The following is a 16,827-nucleotide window of genomic DNA, read 5'->3' as shown; positions in this document are numbered from 1 at the left end:
TTATTAATCTCTCCCTATAATTTCATTTATTTTTTGCTTTAATGGGTCTGCCTTAGCTCCAAATATAGCTTGTATTCCTCCCTTAACTTCTAATACAGCTGTAGCTCCTAAAGATTTAATCTTAGCTTTATCTACTTTGCTTACATCTTTAACTGCTACTCTAAGTCTTGTGATACAAGCGTCAACATCATCTAAGTTATCAGCTCCACCAAGTGCTGCTAAAATTTCTTCAGCAACTTCATTTAAGCTATCCTTAGTAACAACTTTAACTTCTTCTCCTTCAACTTCTCTTCCTGGAGTCATAACGTTAAACTTAGTTATTAAGAATCTAAATGTGAAGTAGTATAGTGCAAACCAGATTGCTCCAACTACTAATACAAGTATCCAGTTAGTTTTGTCATTTCCTTGAAGAACTCCGAATAATGTAAAGTCTATTAATCCACCTGAGAATGTATTACCAATTGATATATTTAATATATCTGCAATGAAGAATGATAATCCATCAAATAGTGCATGAACTACATATAACCATGGTGCTACGAATAAGAACATAAATTCAATTGGCTCTGTAATACCAGTAACAAATGAAGTTATTGCTGCTCCTAAGAATAATCCACCAACTAATTTTCTTTTTGCCTTAGGAACACAGTGATACATAGCTAAACATGCTGCTGGTAGGCCAAACATCATAGTTGCAAAACGTCCAGCAAAGAATCTTGTTCCTTCTGTAAATAATCCAGTGTGATTTGGATCAGCTAATTGAGCAAAGAATATATTTTGTGCGCCAGTAATAGTTTGTCCTGCTACAGTTGCCACTCCACCTAATTCTGTATACCAGAATAATGGGTAAATCATGTGATGTAATCCTACTGCACCTGTTAATCTTAATAAGAATCCATAAAGGAATGTTCCTATTGGTCCTAAACCTGCTATTGCATTACCTGCTGAAACTAACCATCCTTGGAATGTTGGCCATATTAAGAAGAATACTCCTCCGATAAATATAGCTGCAAAAGATGATACTATTGGTACAAATCTTGATCCACCAAAGAATCCCAAAACTGCTGGTAATTGAATATTTCCATATTTATTATGTAAGAACGATACTGTTAAACCAATTACTATAGCTCCTACAACACCTGTATCTATTGATTCAACTGCTGGGTTAAAAGCTGTAATCATTCCACTAATTGCTGCATTCATAACTAAGAATGAAACTGCACCTGCAAGTCCTGCAGTACCCTTATCTTTCTTAGCTAAACCTACTGAAAGACCTATACACATAATAAGTGCTAAGTTAGCAAAAACAACATTTCCTGCTGAAGACATAATTGAGAATATGCCTTGTAACCATGCAATATCTAAGAATGGATAGGCTTGTACTGTATTAGGGTTTGATAATGCACCTCCAATACCTAGTAATAAACCTGCTGCTGGTAAAATCGCTATTGGTAACATAAAGGACTTACCTATTTTTTGTAGCTGCTTAAACAAAATAATTCCTCCCTCATTTGATTAAAATCATTTTCAATACTTTTTTCTTATAAAAATTATTTTCTTCTGAATACATTTACATATTATCATGAAAATTATTTTAGTTCAAGTATTTTATTTAAAATTTTTTTCATTTAATTTTTTCCATAAAAAAATATTGCAAAACTATTTCTATATTAGTTTTGCAATATTAAACAATTTTATACTTATTTAAATATATCTCTATAATTACACACTTCTATATTATTTTCTTCAAGGAAGTTTCTTAATTCTTTAGAAGTAAGTATTTCTAACTCTTTTATTCTTTTTAAGTTATATGAACTATTCTCTAAAATAAAACTATCTAAATATGCTGGATGAGACATAGTCTCTAAAACATCATAGTTAGCAAATTTATCTTTAAGGTTTTTAAATGTATCAATTCTTACTGTGTCTTCATAAAATATCCCTTCATAAGGCATAATTTTCTCATAGTCTAATTTATACTCAAGCCCTCCCCTTATTGGATAAGGATACTTCTCCACTATTCTTTCCATAACAGGCTTTAACACCTCAAATGTATGAACATGATGATGGGAATCTAGATGAGTTATATCTATTCCACTAGCTTTTACCTTTTCAATTTGAGCACAAAACTCATTATATACTTCTTCTATATCTATATTCTTAGCTACTTCAGGTGTTATTTTTTTATAAAAATATCCATTTTCATCCACTATTGTCTTGTGAGATTTTAATAATGGCTTGTATGCAGATAAAGTTAAGTGAACACCACAGCCTAAACCATTACAATTCTTTAATAATTCTACCGCATGTTCATACCCTGGCATTCCAGCCATTATTGTAGTACTTCTTATTATACCATTTTTAAAAGCATCTACTATTCCATAGTTTGCACCTCTGCTATACCCAAAATCATCAGCATTTACTATTAACTTCATATTTTCCCCTCTCTCTAGTAAAGTGTATAAATTTCCATACATAGTTATACACCCTATATAATTCATTTATTAATATCCTTTAATTAAATTATACCCCTTTAGATATATGTATTATTTTCATTAATTAAAAAAATTAATTGTTTTTCATATTATAAGTTGCACTTAGATTATATTTAACTTTACTTTTAAAAATTATCCAACAACAATAGGTAATAAAATAATAAATCAAATTATTTGAATAAACTATGTCCTAATTTCTAATCCTAATATATATAAACTACTATTTATAATGTGAGGTATATATATGAAAAAAATTATTAGTTATAGTTTTCGTATCTTTTTGATCACTATTTGCTTAGTGTTTAATATTATTTATTTCCCCAAAGCATTTGCTGATGTTAATTTATTAGAAAATGCTCCTAACGACAATAAGCTTCCTAATCACTTTCGTATGACTACCAATATTACATCATTATCAGAATATAAGGATCTTAACTTATCTGGATTAGATAAATTAAATATTTCTGGTAGTGGGCAATTTTCAGAAACTGGCCTTGATTTAATTAAAAAATCTCTCCCTAATAACCTTACTATTATTGATATTGATCTAAGACAAGAATCTCATGGATTTATTAATGGAATAGGAGTCAGTTTTGAAAACCCTAAAAACAATGCTAATAAAGGATTAACTTTACCTGAAGTTCTATCTACTGAAAAAGACTTATTACAATCTATTAAAATAAATACACCATTAACTTTTTATAATACTAAAGTTACAGTAACACCAGATTGCGTTAAAGATGAACTTACTCTTACATCTAATAAAAATATTGGATATATTCGTATTCCCGTAACTGATGGTTCTCTCCCAAGTGATGAAATGGTCGATTATTTTATTAATATTGTTAATAAAACTCCTGAAAATACTTGGTATCACTTCCACTGCAAGGAAGGTATAGGAAGAACTACTACCTTTATGATAATGTACGATATTATGAGAAATCACAAAGAAGTAAGTTTAAATGATATTATAAAGCGTCAAGTTTTACTTTCTACAATTAAAGAAAAAAATGCGCAAAGCTTCTATACTGGAAAACGCTTTGAATTTTTAAATAGCTTTTATAATAAAGTTAAAGCTAAAACTACATCATCAATAACCTTTGAATATTTAAATTCTAATTATTGTTATATTAAGAATTCTAATATTCCTAAACATCTTTATGTTATTTCTGATAGTTATATGACAAAGGAAGAGCAGAGTATGATCTCTGCTCTTCAAGGTATTATATCTACAAAATATAAGGAACAGATTTATATTCTAAGTAATGATGAACCTGATTATAAAATATGGCTTGATGATTTAACATCTAATTACAATATCACTTATGAAAATATATCAGATCCTTGGATTCTCTTGGATAAATTTAAATCATCATTAAATGGGTACATACTGTATAGTAATGAAAATCCACCTTCTATCAATAATGCATTTTCCCTTGCAGGTTTAAATAATTCAATACCTATAGAGAAATCTCTTGAACCAAAACTTAATGAACTTGGGATAAATAACTTAATTAAAGATTGCAGAAATACAGATAAATACTGGGCATATAAAAACTTATGGAATTCTGGCTTAAACCATTCTACAGCTATACTATTATCTCCCGAAAAGTCTATGGCTTTAAGAGATTATGCAATAATGTCTAAGTCTCTTATATTTTATGAGGAAGATGTAAAAGACTTTTCCCTAAGAGAAAATATATTTAAATCTATGGATAAAATAGCTCGTTGCCTAGGATGGGGACCAGATGAATTTAACAATGTAAGTATATCCTCTAAGTATGGAGTAGATATGATTGCAGCAGATTGGTCTTATAATTTATCTGTATTAAGTTCATTTCCTACAGATAAACAAGTGCAAAAATCTAATAATGAAACTCCTAAGGAAGGTAATGTTCATTATGTAACCTTTATTATGTCTGATGGGGACAATCAACAATGGCTCCTTGGAAGTAATTATAGTTCAGAAAAATGGTATGGTTCTAAAAATAGAGGTAACTTTGATTTAGGTTGGTCACTAAGCCCATCTCTTTATTATTTAGCACCTACTGTTTTCAATAAATATTATGAGAGTGCAAGCTCAGAGAAGTATTCAGATTACTATCTTGTTTCTCCTTCAGGTAATGGATATATCTATCCAAGCATGTATCCAGAAAATAAACTAAATACCTATACAAAAAGATTAAATGAATATATGAAAAAAGTAGATCAAAAATATGTATTGATTATTGACGATGATGCCTTTTATAAAACTAACTTATGGGATAAATATACTGAAAATTCCAATATAGATGGACTTTTTTATTTAGATTATAAGAAAAATAATAATTATAATGGAGAAATAGTTTGGTCCAATAATAAGCCAGTAGTCTCTTGCCGTGATTTACTATGGGGTGGTTTAGAGGATTCAAATCAATTAATTGAAAATATAAATTCTAGAGCTAATACAGATAATATAGACCTAACTAATGAAGCCGCCTACACCTTTGTTTATCTTCATGTATGGAGTAATGATATGACTATCCTCCAAAATGTAGTTACTGAATTAAATAAGAATCATAAAGTAAGAATTGTAACTCCAGATGTTTTCATGAAATTAATTAAAAATAATATTAATCCTAAATAATAATATCACACTTATGGAGCAATCAGCCTACTTTAGACTTCATAGGAAAAGGCAAGCTGTGGTTGATATTTTTATTATTTGGATAAATTTGCTCCTATATCTCTTCTAAATAAGTTGAGTTTTAGTCTTAATGGTGTTAAGATTTATTATATAATATTTATTATTATATAATATTTGATATTGAATTCTTAAGGAGAAATTATGTTAGATCAAAAAACAATAGATATAATTAAGAGTACAGTTCCAGTTTTAAAAACTCACGGAGTGGAAATAACAACTACATTTTATAAAAATATGTTTGAAAAAAACCCAGAAGTTAAGCCTTTATTTGATATGGGTAGACAGTCATCAGGAGAACAGCCAAAAGCTCTAGCCATGTCTATATTAGCTTCTGCTCAAAACATAGACAACTTACCTGCAATAATGCCAGTGGTAAATAAAATAGCTGAGAGACATTGTAACTCTAATGTTAAACCAGAGCATTATCCTATAGTTGGCAAACACTTATTAGATGCTATAAAAGAAGTCTTAGGAGATGCTGCAACAGATGAAATTATAGATGCTTGGGGAAAGACTTATGGAGTTCTTGCTGAAGTATTTATAGATGTAGAAAAGAATTTGTATTCTTCAAGATAAATAGAAAAGATGGAGTTGTCGCATTATGAACTCAAATTAAGAATTAAAAATTAATTATCTATTCTTAATTTTATATTGTGCGACAGGACCATCTTTTTTTCTTGGTTTTTATTTTATTTTTATATTACTATCTTGCATATTTAACAATTATATCTCTTAGGATTTCTACTACTTCTTTACCAGCTTTATCATTATAATACTTTGCAAATCTTTCATCTGCTACATACATTTCTGCTAATCCAGCGTGAGCTTCTTTAGAGTAGCTAGGCCATGAGAAACAAAGCCATTTTTTATGATTTTCATATACTTTCTTAGCTTCTTCAGAATCTAAATCTCCACTATCAGATACCTTTAATAGATTCTCGAAGACTTCAGCTTCCAACCTTTGCATTTCATTAAAATCTTCTTCACTTAAATTCATGAACTTTTTATTAGATGCTTCTACTGTCTCTTTACCATATTTATCTCTAATTTCTTTTCCATACTTTTCTTCATTATCTTTTAATTTTTCCTTTTTAAAGCCTTCAAACTTTTCTTTATTAGACATACTTATTTCCCCTTTCTTATATTCAATAGTTTTTTCTACAGTTAAAATCAATTGATCAAGTTGATTTCTCCTAGAAATGAGGCTTTCTCGATGTTCAATTAATGATTGGCAAATGTTAAAGTTAGGGTTAGCAATTATATTTTGAATATCCTCAAGTTTAATATCCATTGATCTATAAAGTAAAATTTGTTGCAGTATATCTATTTCTTTTTCTCCATAGATTCTATATCCTGAAGAATTAACTCTACAAGGCTTTAATAAACCAATTTCGTCATAATACCTAAGAGTTCTAGTGCTTACACCTGCCATCTCAGCTAGCTTTTTAATTGTATATTCCATCTTCATTCCTCCTTACAACTTAATAATAATCCTTTACGTTGCGTTAATGTCAATAAGTATTTTATTTTTTTCAAAATAAATTACAAACTTTCAACTAATGAAATTATTAATTTCAATTAAGATGTTATACTAATCTTACAAATAATATTATAGGGGAGATATTTTATGAAAAAATTAGATTTGCATATGCATTCATATTTCAGTGATGATGGAGAGCTTAGTCCTGAAGTAATAATTGATAAAGCTATTGAAAATGGTTTAAATCTTATTTCAATTACAGATCATAACTCTGTAAAAGCTAATTCTGTTGCTTTAGAATATATTAAAGGGAAAAACATTTCATATATACCTGGAATTGAAATTGACTGCCAGTACAATGGACTAAATCTACATCTTTTAGGATATAATTTTGATTTTACTAAAAGCTGCTTTGCTGATTTAGAAGAAAACATAATCAAGGAAGAGCAAAAGGCAGGAATAAAGAGAATAGAAAAAATTAAAGAAGCTACTAATTTATATTTAGATTCTCAAGATGTATTAAATAAAGCTACAAATGGAATAATACCTGGTGAGTTAATTGCAGAAGTATTGCTAGAAGATGAAAGAAATAAAGATTCAGAAATACTAAAACCATATAGAGCTGGTGGAAAAAGAAGTGATATGCCTTATGTTAATTTTTATTGGGATTACTTTTCTCAAGGAAAACCAGCTTATGTTCATATAGAATATATTAGTTTATCAGAAGCTATTAAAATGATAAAAGATAATGGTGGAATAGCAATTATAGCTCATCCTGGAAACAATTTAAAAAACAATTTAAACATCATTAATGATTTAATTGTAGAAGGAATTGATGGTATTGAAGTATTTAGTTCATATCATTCAAAGGAAACTATAGACTTTTTCTATAATAAAGCTATAGAGAATAAGTTGTTAATTACATGTGGAACAGATTTTCATGGTAAAAATAAACCTAACATTGAATTAGGTAACTTTGAATATGAAATAGGAAATTATTTATGTAAGAACCCTGATTTAATATTTGGTAACTAGAATTTATATATTCTACCTTAGGATAAGTTGTTTTCTTTAAAAAGATTCCTTGTAAGGGTATTTCAATAGTGCTATAATTAAAATCCATTTAATGTTATATACATTTAAAGTAAATATTATTTTTATTATTAAGGAAAGTGTCAGGTGAAATTTATGATTGATGCAAAACTATTAGTTGAAAAAGCTTATGAAGCTCAAAAGTTTTCTTATACTCCTTACTCTAACTTTAATGTTGGTGCAGCACTACTTGGTACAAATGGTAAGATATATCTAGGCTGTAATATAGAGAATGCAGCTTTTACTCCAACTAATTGCGCTGAAAGAACTGCTTTTTTTAAGGCTGTCTCTGAAGGTCAAAAGGATTTCCTTGCAATTGCAATAGTAGGAAATAAAGCAGATGCTGAAGAAACTGATTATTGTGCTCCTTGCGGAGTTTGCAGACAAGTAATTGCTGAGTTCTGCGATCCTAAAACCTTTAAAATTTATCTTGCAAAAAATAAGGATGAATTTAAAGAATATACCCTAGAAGAACTTTTACCTTTAGGATTTACAGGCAAGGATTTAGATTAATAAAGTTTTTATAAATATATAAGCAAAGGCAGTGTACCCAATACCCTGCCTTATAAAATACCCTATATGCTTATCTTATCAATTACTTTAATAACATCCTCAGAAATACTTTTCATTTTTCTTAAATGTTCATAACATAGTTTAATATTCCCCTCTTTAAAAGCTTTAACTCCTTCTCCAACTTTAATTACGAGATATTTTTTGCTTTTTATAATTCTATATACTTTTATTAATTAAAGTTACTAGCAAAGTAACTTACTAAATCAACAATCCAATTTTTTATATTAGGATATTCTTCTTTAATTACTCTTTTAATTTCTTCCTTAGATGAGTCTAATGATAAAGTCCTTAATCCATCTACTCTATTTCCTATAGCTATATTAGCTTTAGCATGATCACCTATTGCTATATCAGCGGCTATTGCTCCACCTCCTACAGCATACTTCCCAATAGCCAATGCTCCAGCTGAGAAAACACCTATAGATATAGCTCCTATTGAAAAAGTTCCGATTGCAATAGCCCCTACTCCAAGTAGCAATCCTATGGCTATTGCAGCAATACTAACTAAACCTATTGATAATACCCCAAAACTAAAAATACCAAAAGATAAAAGTCCCACAGATACTACTCCACAAGATATATTCCCTATGGCAATTATCCCCTTTGCCTTCTTAATTCCTCTTCCAAGATTTATATGAACTAGAGGTAATCCAAATAATGTTCTTTTACTCTTATATTCATACTCAATTCTATTTGAACCCAAATTAATTACTATTTGAGTATTCTTACTATCATCACTTGTATTTTTTCTATCACTATCGTCAATTTTATTGTTATTAAATGAGCCTTGTAAAATATCATATTCATCACTATCTTTAACTAAACTATCAATAGTAACATTATAAATTTCTGATAGTAAAATAAGCTTATTTAAATCAGGTGTTGATTGTCCAGATTCCCACTTAGAAATTGCCTGTCTAGATATACCTAATCTCTCTGCCAACTCTTCTTGGGATAAACCATTTTTCTTTCTTAACAATTGTAATTTGGCTGATAAATTCATTTGCCCCACCTCCTATAGAAATTATATAAAAGTGGGGCAATTTAATCTACCAACTAGCCATTTCTTTTTGTCAACTATTAGTTGCAACTAGCTAAAATACTATATTTTCTTTTAATTTATTTCTTTAAAGTAACAAGGGTTATTTTTTTATAATGATTTCTAATTCTATAGTATTATTGGTTAAGTACTCCTCTTCTTAAATATATTAAGTATTTCTAAAATGGAGAAAATGGACCTATTGGGTAGAATGGATATGGGTAAGGTATTGGGAATATCCTAAAAATCGAGTTAAAAGGAAAGCCCCTTCGTCTGAAACGTCTATGCCTTCTCATTTTCCTTGGTCTATTAAACTGTCTTTGAGTATTATATTGACCTTGATCATCGTCATCATCATATAATATATCCTCTCCAACCATCATCATTACACCATTAGAATCTACCTTGTCAATAACTCCATCAAACGAAGTACCATCTTTCATTACTAAAATAATATGGTAGTCCATTAAGTTTTTACATTCATCAAATAACTCCTGTAAGTTATTATTCTTATCATCTCTGTCATAGTTCAACTATATCACTTCCTTTCTAATAGTATGATATTCATTGCTAATAAAAGGGACACTATTGAATTAAATCTATTTTATTAATTAAAAATAAAGAAGCTTTAATAATAAAAAAGAAGGACTTTTATGTCCTCCCTTATTTTATCTTCCATTTACATATTTTATTTTGTATAACATCTATTACCTTAAACATAATTATTCCCAAAATACTTATTAAAATTATTCCAACATACATCCCCTCATAATCAACCTCTATCCAAGAATTCATAATATAATAACCTATTCCATACTATGTTGCATACTTGTATTTAGATGCTTTTAGAGTTAGTTCATTAAGTAATATTTTTATAAAATGAGAACAAGTCATATGATTGAATTTAAATTAATCCAAAGTGCTTCATTGCATGATAAAACCCATCGTTATCAACATCATCTGTTACATAGTCACACATATCTTTAACCTGCTTAGGAGCATTACCCATAGCTATGCTAGTAGTAGCGTACTCCAACATCTCGATATCATTATAGTCATCACCAATAGCATATATATCTTCCTTATTAACTTTATAATGTTTTAGAATAACTTCCATTCCACCCTTTTTTGAAACTCCTATTTCACATACCTCTCCACCAGCAAATAATTTACTTAAAGAAAGTGGAACACATTTATATTTTTCACCTAGATCTCTTTCCAAATCATCATAGGAAATAGGACATCCCCCTCCATCATATAATATATCTGCAGCATAATAATGTAACTTATTAATATCTATTTCCATGGCATCGTCAACTTCCTTAGTTCTACTTGATACCTTTTCTAGCATTGCTTTATGCTTGTTATACTCCTCTATAGTTACAGTTTCTTTATCCGGTAATTGAAATAATCTTAGATATTTTTCTTTATATCCTTTTTTAATATAAATATAGTCATTAGCTTCTAAATTATATAAGACATTATGTTTATCAAAGTAATCTAATAACTCCTTTTGGCTTTCTTTAGACATTGGCCTTGAATACACTATTTTATCTCCTATTACAACTACTCCTCCACCAGAGCATATTGTATTTCCAAAGTTCATATCTTTAAGAATACCATCTATAGCAGGTATAGCTCTTCCCGTACTTAATACTAATATATGTCCATTCTCTTTTAGCTTCTTGAAAGCTTCCAAAGTTAGTGGCGATATATTGCTTCCTTTAACTATTGTCCCATCTGCATCAAAAAATATAATTTTTTTATTCATAATACTTTCCTCTCTATCTATTCACCCTATATCTTTCTATATTAACTTTAACACTTGAAGTTAACTCTAAGTCAAGTAATCTTAAAAAATAAAGCTAGCCATAAGCAAATATAATAATTCCTTAAAGCTAGCTATATTAGTTATTAACTAATATCTAAATTAAAATTCTGTTGTGCCAAATTTACCATTTCTAAGATCATCATAAGCTTCATATAGTTCTTCTCTTGTGTTCATTACAAATGGTCCATATGATTCAATTGGTTCATTTATAGGTTCACCACTTAATACAACAAATAATGTATCTTCAGTAAGTGATTCAACTAATATATCTCCTTCTTCATTATTGAATATAACAAAGTCTCTTTCCTTAGCTATCTTATCTCCGTTTATCTTAACATCTCCTTTTAATACCATTATTCCAGTATTAAAATTATTAGGTTCACTTAATGTTATTTTTCCTTTATTTTTTAGGTTTACATTATAAAGATTTATATTAGTAAATGTGCTAGCTGGCCCCTTAACGCCTTGAACTTCTCCAGCAATAATGCTTATTTCTCCTTGATTATCTTCTAACTTAATAGCTCCCATATTTTCTTTCAATAAAGGTTGATACTTAGGTTCTGACATTTTTTTATTAGCTGGTAGGTTAACCCAAAGTTGAATCATATGAAGAGTTCCACCATTCTTACTAAACTCTTCTTCATGATATTCCTTATGCATAATTCCAGATGCAGCTGTCATCCATTGAACATCTCCAGGTCCTATAATACCATGGTTACCCTTATTATCATGATGCTCAACTTTTCCTTCATAAGCAATTGTTACAGTTTCAAAACCTCTATGAGGATGAGCTCCTACTCCACGTCTAACTGGTGATGGTTCATAGTAATGTGGTGCATGATAATCTAGAAGGAAAAATGGTGATAATCTATCCAGTCTACTTACCCCTGCTGGTAAGTACTGTGCTACCTTAAAGCCATCTCCAACCATATGGGGCATTGGTCCTCTAAATATATTTTCTATTGATCTATATTGTTTCATTATAAACATCCCTCTCTTAATTCATTAATAATTAAATTTATCACTAATTAGTGATATTTATTTAAAAATATTATATAAGCTGCTTAAATAACTTATCACCTTAAATAGTTTAAATATAAACTACTTCAATAAGATGTAGAAGCTTAATTACAACTTATATATTCTTAAACTTTTTTAGTATATTCTTTAAAGTAACTTTTTCCTCATCACTTAAAACATCAAAAATATTTTTAATATTATTAATGTGATTTGGTAATATACCCTCTATTATGTCTTTCCCTTTATCCGTTATTGATATTATACAAGATCTCTTATCTTCAGGGTCTATATTTCTTTTTATAAATCCATCCTTTTCTAAATTCTTTATAACTACTGTTATATTTCCTGATGTAGTTAACATTTTTTCTATTAACTCACATATTCTTAAGTTACCTTTATTATATAGAGCTTCTAAAACTCCAAATTGTGATATAGTTAATCCACTTTCCTTAATTGTTTCGTATTCACGTTTATGAATTGCATTTTCTGCTCTTGTAAAAACAACTAAAGTAGATAAAGTTAATTTATTTTCTTCAAGTAAATCTTTTATATTATCCATACATTAAATTTATCACTAATTAGTGATATTGTCAATGGTATACTTATCTCTTTCTTTTCTCCTCAATAATTTACTATTGAAGTTGTGATAATGCCTATCTTTGCCCTTATAATAACTTTATTAACAAGTTATATTAATTATTTTCTATTCACTTCTTTATGTTTTTTGTTAAAGCCCTTATTTACTAAATGATACCAAAGGAGTATCTTTAAATTATAAATATAGTCTTTTATTGATTTAACTGACAAATAATAAAATAAAATTACAACAATATATTTTATTAGAGAAAGGAGAAATGTTATTTTGGATTATATATTTAGTATATTAATTCAATTTGTTGATAGAGCTGTATTACTTCTTGTATGCTTATTTACTATTACAAGGTTACAAAGCTTTAGAAATATATTTCAAACAGATACATATAGTAAAAAAGACTATTTAATTGCATGTACGGTATTTTCTATATTTGCCATATTATCTACTTATACAGGGCTTAATGTAGAGGGCTCTTTAGTAAATGTTAGAACTATCACTATAGTTTCTGGCGGAATAATATTTGGTCCAATTGTAGGAATAGTAACTGGTTTAGTATCTGGGATACATAGATATCTAATAGATATTGGAGGGGTAACCTCTATTCCATGTCTAATTAGTAGTATCTGTGCAGGCATAATCTCCGGATATATTAATAGAAAAGTAAGGAGAAACTATAGGTGGATAGCTGGAATATTAGCTGGAATGTTTTCTGAGACTATTACAATGCTACTTATCCTTCTATTAAGTACTCCTCACTCCTTAGGCTATGACATTGTATCTAAAATAGCCCTTCCTATGATTATTGGGCAAATATGTGTAGGATTTATTGTTTTATTAGTTCAAGGGATAGAGGATGACAAAGAAAGAATTGCTGCCAAGCAAGCAAAATTAGCTCTAGATATAGCAAATAAAACTCTCCCTTACTTTAGAAAAATAAACAGTGAATCTTTAAATAAAATATGTACTATTATTAAAGAAGATATTCAGGCTGATGCAGTATCAATAACTGATACCAAAAATATATTGGCCTATATTGGCGTTGGAAAAGAGTATTATAATATTGGGCATGAAATTATAACTGCTGAGACAAAAGAAGCTATTAGTAGTGGTAAAATAGTTATAAAAAATACTGGCTTTAAGGAAAAAACCTCCCTTCTAAAATCAGCTATTATTATACCTCTTAAGGATAAAAATGAAGTTACTGGTGCTTTAAAAATATATTATAAGGCTTCTAATAACATAACTTATACTGTAAAAACCCTTGCTGTAGGACTTTCTCAAATTATTTCAACTCTTATGGAAGTGTCAAAGGTAGAAGAAATGAAGGAAATGGCTAATAAAGCAGAGCTCAAAGCACTTCAAACTCAAATTAACCCTCACTTTTTATTTAATGCATTAAATGCAATAGCTTCTTCCATAAGGATAAATCCTAATACTGCAAGAGATCTTATAATAAATCTATCAAGCTACTTAAGGTTTAATTTAGAGTTAAATAGTGAGTTTATTGATGTAAAGAAAGAGTTGAAACAAGTAAAAGATTATATTGAAATAGAAAAAGCTCGCTTTGGAGACAAACTAAATGTAATCTACGATATAGATGATGTAGATATTAAAATACCAAGTCTCACAATACAACCATTAGTTGAAAATGCTATAGTTCATGGTATCTTAAAGGACAACCATAATGGAACAATTAAAATAAGCTTAAAGGATGAAAGTGAAAAAGTTAAAATATCTATAATAGATAGCGGTGTTGGAATAAGTGAAGATATGATAAGTAAAATCTATAACGATGATGTTCCAGAAAAGAAAATAGGACTATATAATGTCCATTCAAGAATTAAGCTTATTTATGGAGAAGGGCTCATTATAAAAAGATTAGATAAAGGAACTATGATTGAATTTTATATAAAGAAAAAGATATAAGAAGGTGAAATATATGAAAGCTATAATAGTTGATGATGAATTCTTAGCAAGAGAAGAGCTTAAATACTTTATTCAAAATTATAGTAAAATAGATATAGTTGCAGAATTTACAGATGGAATAGAGGTTCTTAAATTTATTCAAAATAATGATGTTGATATTATATTTTTAGATATAAACATTCCCTCATTAGATGGAGTTTTACTTGCTAAAAGTATAAGTAAATTTACTAAAAAACCTAATATAGTTTTTATCACAGCATATAAAGAACACGCAGTTGAAGCCTTTGAAGTAGAAGCCTTTGATTATATATTAAAGCCTTATTCAGAGTCTAGGATTATTTCAATGTTAAAAAAATTAGAAAACACTTATAATAATAAAAAAGATAATTCTCATATTAATTTTATATCGAATAAAATTAATCTATGGAAAAATGAAAAAATAATAGTGGTAGATATTAATGATATATATTATTGCGTAGCACAAGAAAGAATAACTTATGTTTTTACTAAGGATGAAAAATACTCAGTAAACCTGTGTATATCAGATTTTTATGAAAAGCTACCAAATGATATATTTTTTAAATGCCATAGATCTTACATAGTAAATATTAATAAAATTAAAGAAATAATACCTTGGTTTAATAATACCTATAATTTAAAACTTCAGGATATCGATTATGAAGTTCCTGTAAGTAGAAGTAATGTAAAAGTATTCAAGCAACTCATGAACATATAAATGCATTTCATTTAAGTATTCATACATTTCATTCATAAAATAATAACTTTATTTTTAGTGGGATTATAATGAACTCATAAACATTAGTTATAAACACTATAAATGTAGAACTTATATCTATGAAAATAAAGTTAGAGGTGAATGAAATGAAAAAATTATCAGAAAGTCGTTGGTTAATAGTTTTAGGTACAGTAGTTGCTCAGTTAGGATTAGGAACTATTTATACTTGGAGTTTATTTAATCAACCCCTAGTAAATGAATTTGGATTTGAATTAAATAAAGTTGCAATTACCTTCTCTATAACTAGTTTTGCTTTAGCAGTATCTACTTTGGCTGCTGGAAAACTTCAAGACAAGCTAGGTATTAAAAAACTTACTTCAATTGCTGGTTTAATATTAGGGATAGGTTTAATATTAACATCATTTGTTTCTTCATTACCTATGCTTTATATTACAGCAGGTGTAATAGTTGGAGCTGCAGATGGTATTGCTTATATTACAACACTTTCAAATTGTATTAAATGGTTTCCTGATAAAAAAGGTCTTATTTCTGGTATTTCAGTAGGTGCTTATGGAACAGGAAGTTTAATCTTTAAATATATAAATGGAAGCTTAATCAATAATGTGGGAGTCTCAAAAACATTTTTATACTGGGGATTACTAGCTATGATTTCAATCTTGATAGGTGCTCAATTATTAAACGATGCTCCATTAGTAAATAATTATTCTAGTAATAAAGATGAAAATGAGTTTTCTGTAAAAGAAATGCTTAAAACAAAAGAAGCTTATGTTTTGTTCTTAATATTCTTTTCAGCATGTATGAGTGGATTATATCTAATAGGAATAGTTAAAGATATCGGAGTTCAATTAGTAGGACTTACCCCCGAAGTAGCTGCAAATGCCGTTGCCATGGTAGCAATATTTAATACTGCTGGAAGAATTGTATTAGGTGCTTTATCAGATAAAATGGGTAGATTAAAAGTTATAATTCTATCCCTTTCAGTTACAACTATTTCAGTATTTGCATTAAGCTTTGTACATTTAAATTTTGCAATCTTCTTTGCTTCTGTTGCTTCAATTGCATTTTGCTTTGGAGGAAACATTACAGTATTCCCTGCTATAGTAGGTGACTTCTTTGGTACTAAAAATCAAACTAAAAATTATGGAATTATATATCAAGGATTTGGTTTAGGCGCAATCTCAGGATCATTTATAGGATCATTAACTGGAGGATTCAAACCTACATTTATAATTATTGGAGCTTTATGCTTAATATCAATAGTTTTAGCCTCTACAATACAATCTGTAAGGTCACATCAAAAGGTTGGTTAGACATAATACTAAGTTACTAGAAA

15 protein-coding genes are annotated in these 16,827 nt (G+C 28.6%); 7 read left to right on the top strand and 8 right to left on the bottom strand.

The window, feature by feature from the left end; genetic code table 11:
* Positions 1-3: 3 nt before the first annotated feature.
* Positions 4-1,494: a PTS transporter subunit EIIC gene (locus tag E5347_RS11835; RefSeq protein ID WP_136007437.1), complete on the bottom strand. Its 1,491-nt coding sequence runs from the start codon at positions 1,492-1,494 to the stop codon at positions 4-6.
* A 206-nt stretch (positions 1,495-1,700) separates the two neighbouring features.
* The gene (gene chbG / locus E5347_RS11830; RefSeq protein WP_136007436.1) at positions 1,701-2,435 is read right to left on the bottom strand and encodes a chitin disaccharide deacetylase; all 735 of its coding nucleotides are present in this window, start codon (positions 2,433-2,435) and stop codon (positions 1,701-1,703) included.
* A gap of 304 nt (positions 2,436-2,739) precedes the next feature.
* On the opposite strand from chbG, the gene E5347_RS11825 reads away from it, so the two are divergent.
* On the top strand, positions 2,740-5,121 hold the full coding sequence (locus E5347_RS11825) for a GxGYxYP domain-containing protein (RefSeq protein ID WP_136007435.1): 2,382 nt from the start codon (positions 2,740-2,742) through the stop codon (positions 5,119-5,121).
* Between the two features lie 201 nt (positions 5,122-5,322).
* On the top strand, positions 5,323-5,757 hold the full coding sequence (locus E5347_RS11820) for a globin domain-containing protein (RefSeq protein ID WP_136007434.1): 435 nt from the start codon (positions 5,323-5,325) through the stop codon (positions 5,755-5,757).
* A gap of 127 nt (positions 5,758-5,884) precedes the next feature.
* Here the strand turns inward: E5347_RS11820 and E5347_RS11815 are convergent, their stop codons facing one another.
* Positions 5,885-6,643, bottom strand: coding sequence for a MerR family transcriptional regulator (locus tag E5347_RS11815; RefSeq protein WP_136007433.1), 759 nt, complete (start codon positions 6,641-6,643; stop codon positions 5,885-5,887).
* Positions 6,644-6,808: 165 nt separating this feature from the next.
* On the opposite strand from E5347_RS11815, the gene E5347_RS11810 reads away from it, so the two are divergent.
* Together E5347_RS11810 and cdd are read left to right on the top strand one after the other, a co-directional pair.
* Positions 6,809-7,696 carry a PHP domain-containing protein gene (locus E5347_RS11810; protein ID WP_136007432.1) on the top strand — a complete coding sequence of 296 codons (888 nt, stop codon included), beginning with the start codon at positions 6,809-6,811 and terminating at the stop codon, positions 7,694-7,696.
* A 153-nt stretch (positions 7,697-7,849) separates the two neighbouring features.
* Positions 7,850-8,266 carry a cytidine deaminase gene (gene cdd / locus E5347_RS11805; protein WP_136007431.1) on the top strand — a complete coding sequence of 139 codons (417 nt, stop codon included), beginning with the start codon at positions 7,850-7,852 and terminating at the stop codon, positions 8,264-8,266.
* 229 nt (positions 8,267-8,495) lie between these two features.
* On the opposite strand, the gene E5347_RS11800 is transcribed toward cdd, so the two are convergent.
* The 5 genes from E5347_RS11800 to E5347_RS11775 form a co-directional block, all read right to left on the bottom strand.
* Complete coding sequence (locus E5347_RS11800) at positions 8,496-9,329, bottom strand: helix-turn-helix domain-containing protein (protein ID WP_136007430.1); 834 nt, start codon at positions 9,327-9,329, stop codon at positions 8,496-8,498.
* Positions 9,330-9,544: 215 nt separating this feature from the next.
* Positions 9,545-9,898 carry a hypothetical protein gene (locus E5347_RS11795; protein ID WP_136007429.1) on the bottom strand — a complete coding sequence of 118 codons (354 nt, stop codon included), beginning with the start codon at positions 9,896-9,898 and terminating at the stop codon, positions 9,545-9,547.
* 371 nt (positions 9,899-10,269) lie between these two features.
* Entirely contained in the window at positions 10,270-11,136 is an 867-nt protein-coding gene (locus E5347_RS11785; protein ID WP_136007428.1) for an HAD family hydrolase, read from the bottom strand.
* A gap of 159 nt (positions 11,137-11,295) precedes the next feature.
* A complete protein-coding gene (locus E5347_RS11780; RefSeq protein WP_136007427.1) occupies positions 11,296-12,177 on the bottom strand; it encodes a pirin family protein in 882 nt (293 codons plus the stop codon).
* A gap of 154 nt (positions 12,178-12,331) precedes the next feature.
* A complete protein-coding gene (locus E5347_RS11775) occupies positions 12,332-12,775 on the bottom strand; it encodes a MarR family winged helix-turn-helix transcriptional regulator (protein WP_136007426.1) in 444 nt (147 codons plus the stop codon).
* A gap of 300 nt (positions 12,776-13,075) precedes the next feature.
* Here E5347_RS11775 and E5347_RS11770 point away from each other — a divergent pair, with 300 nt between their 5' ends.
* From E5347_RS11770 to E5347_RS11760, 3 genes are all read left to right on the top strand, one after another.
* Positions 13,076-14,737 (top strand): LytS/YhcK type 5TM receptor domain-containing protein, encoded by a 1,662-nt coding sequence (locus E5347_RS11770; protein WP_425350464.1) that lies wholly within the window; start codon positions 13,076-13,078, stop codon positions 14,735-14,737.
* Between the two features lie 13 nt (positions 14,738-14,750).
* Complete coding sequence (locus E5347_RS11765; RefSeq protein WP_136007424.1) at positions 14,751-15,473, top strand: LytR/AlgR family response regulator transcription factor; 723 nt, start codon at positions 14,751-14,753, stop codon at positions 15,471-15,473.
* Between the two features lie 146 nt (positions 15,474-15,619).
* Positions 15,620-16,804, top strand: a complete 1,185-nt coding sequence (locus E5347_RS11760; protein WP_136007423.1) for an L-lactate MFS transporter — start codon at positions 15,620-15,622, stop codon at positions 16,802-16,804.
* The last annotated feature ends 23 nt before the right edge of the window (positions 16,805-16,827 follow it).

This window comes from Clostridium sartagoforme (assembly GCF_004794105.1).
Classification (GTDB): domain Bacteria; phylum Bacillota; class Clostridia; order Clostridiales; family Clostridiaceae; genus Clostridium; species Clostridium sartagoforme_B.
The sequence above is the reverse complement of the archived record's forward strand: the minus strand, read 5'-3'. Positions and strand labels throughout refer to the sequence as shown.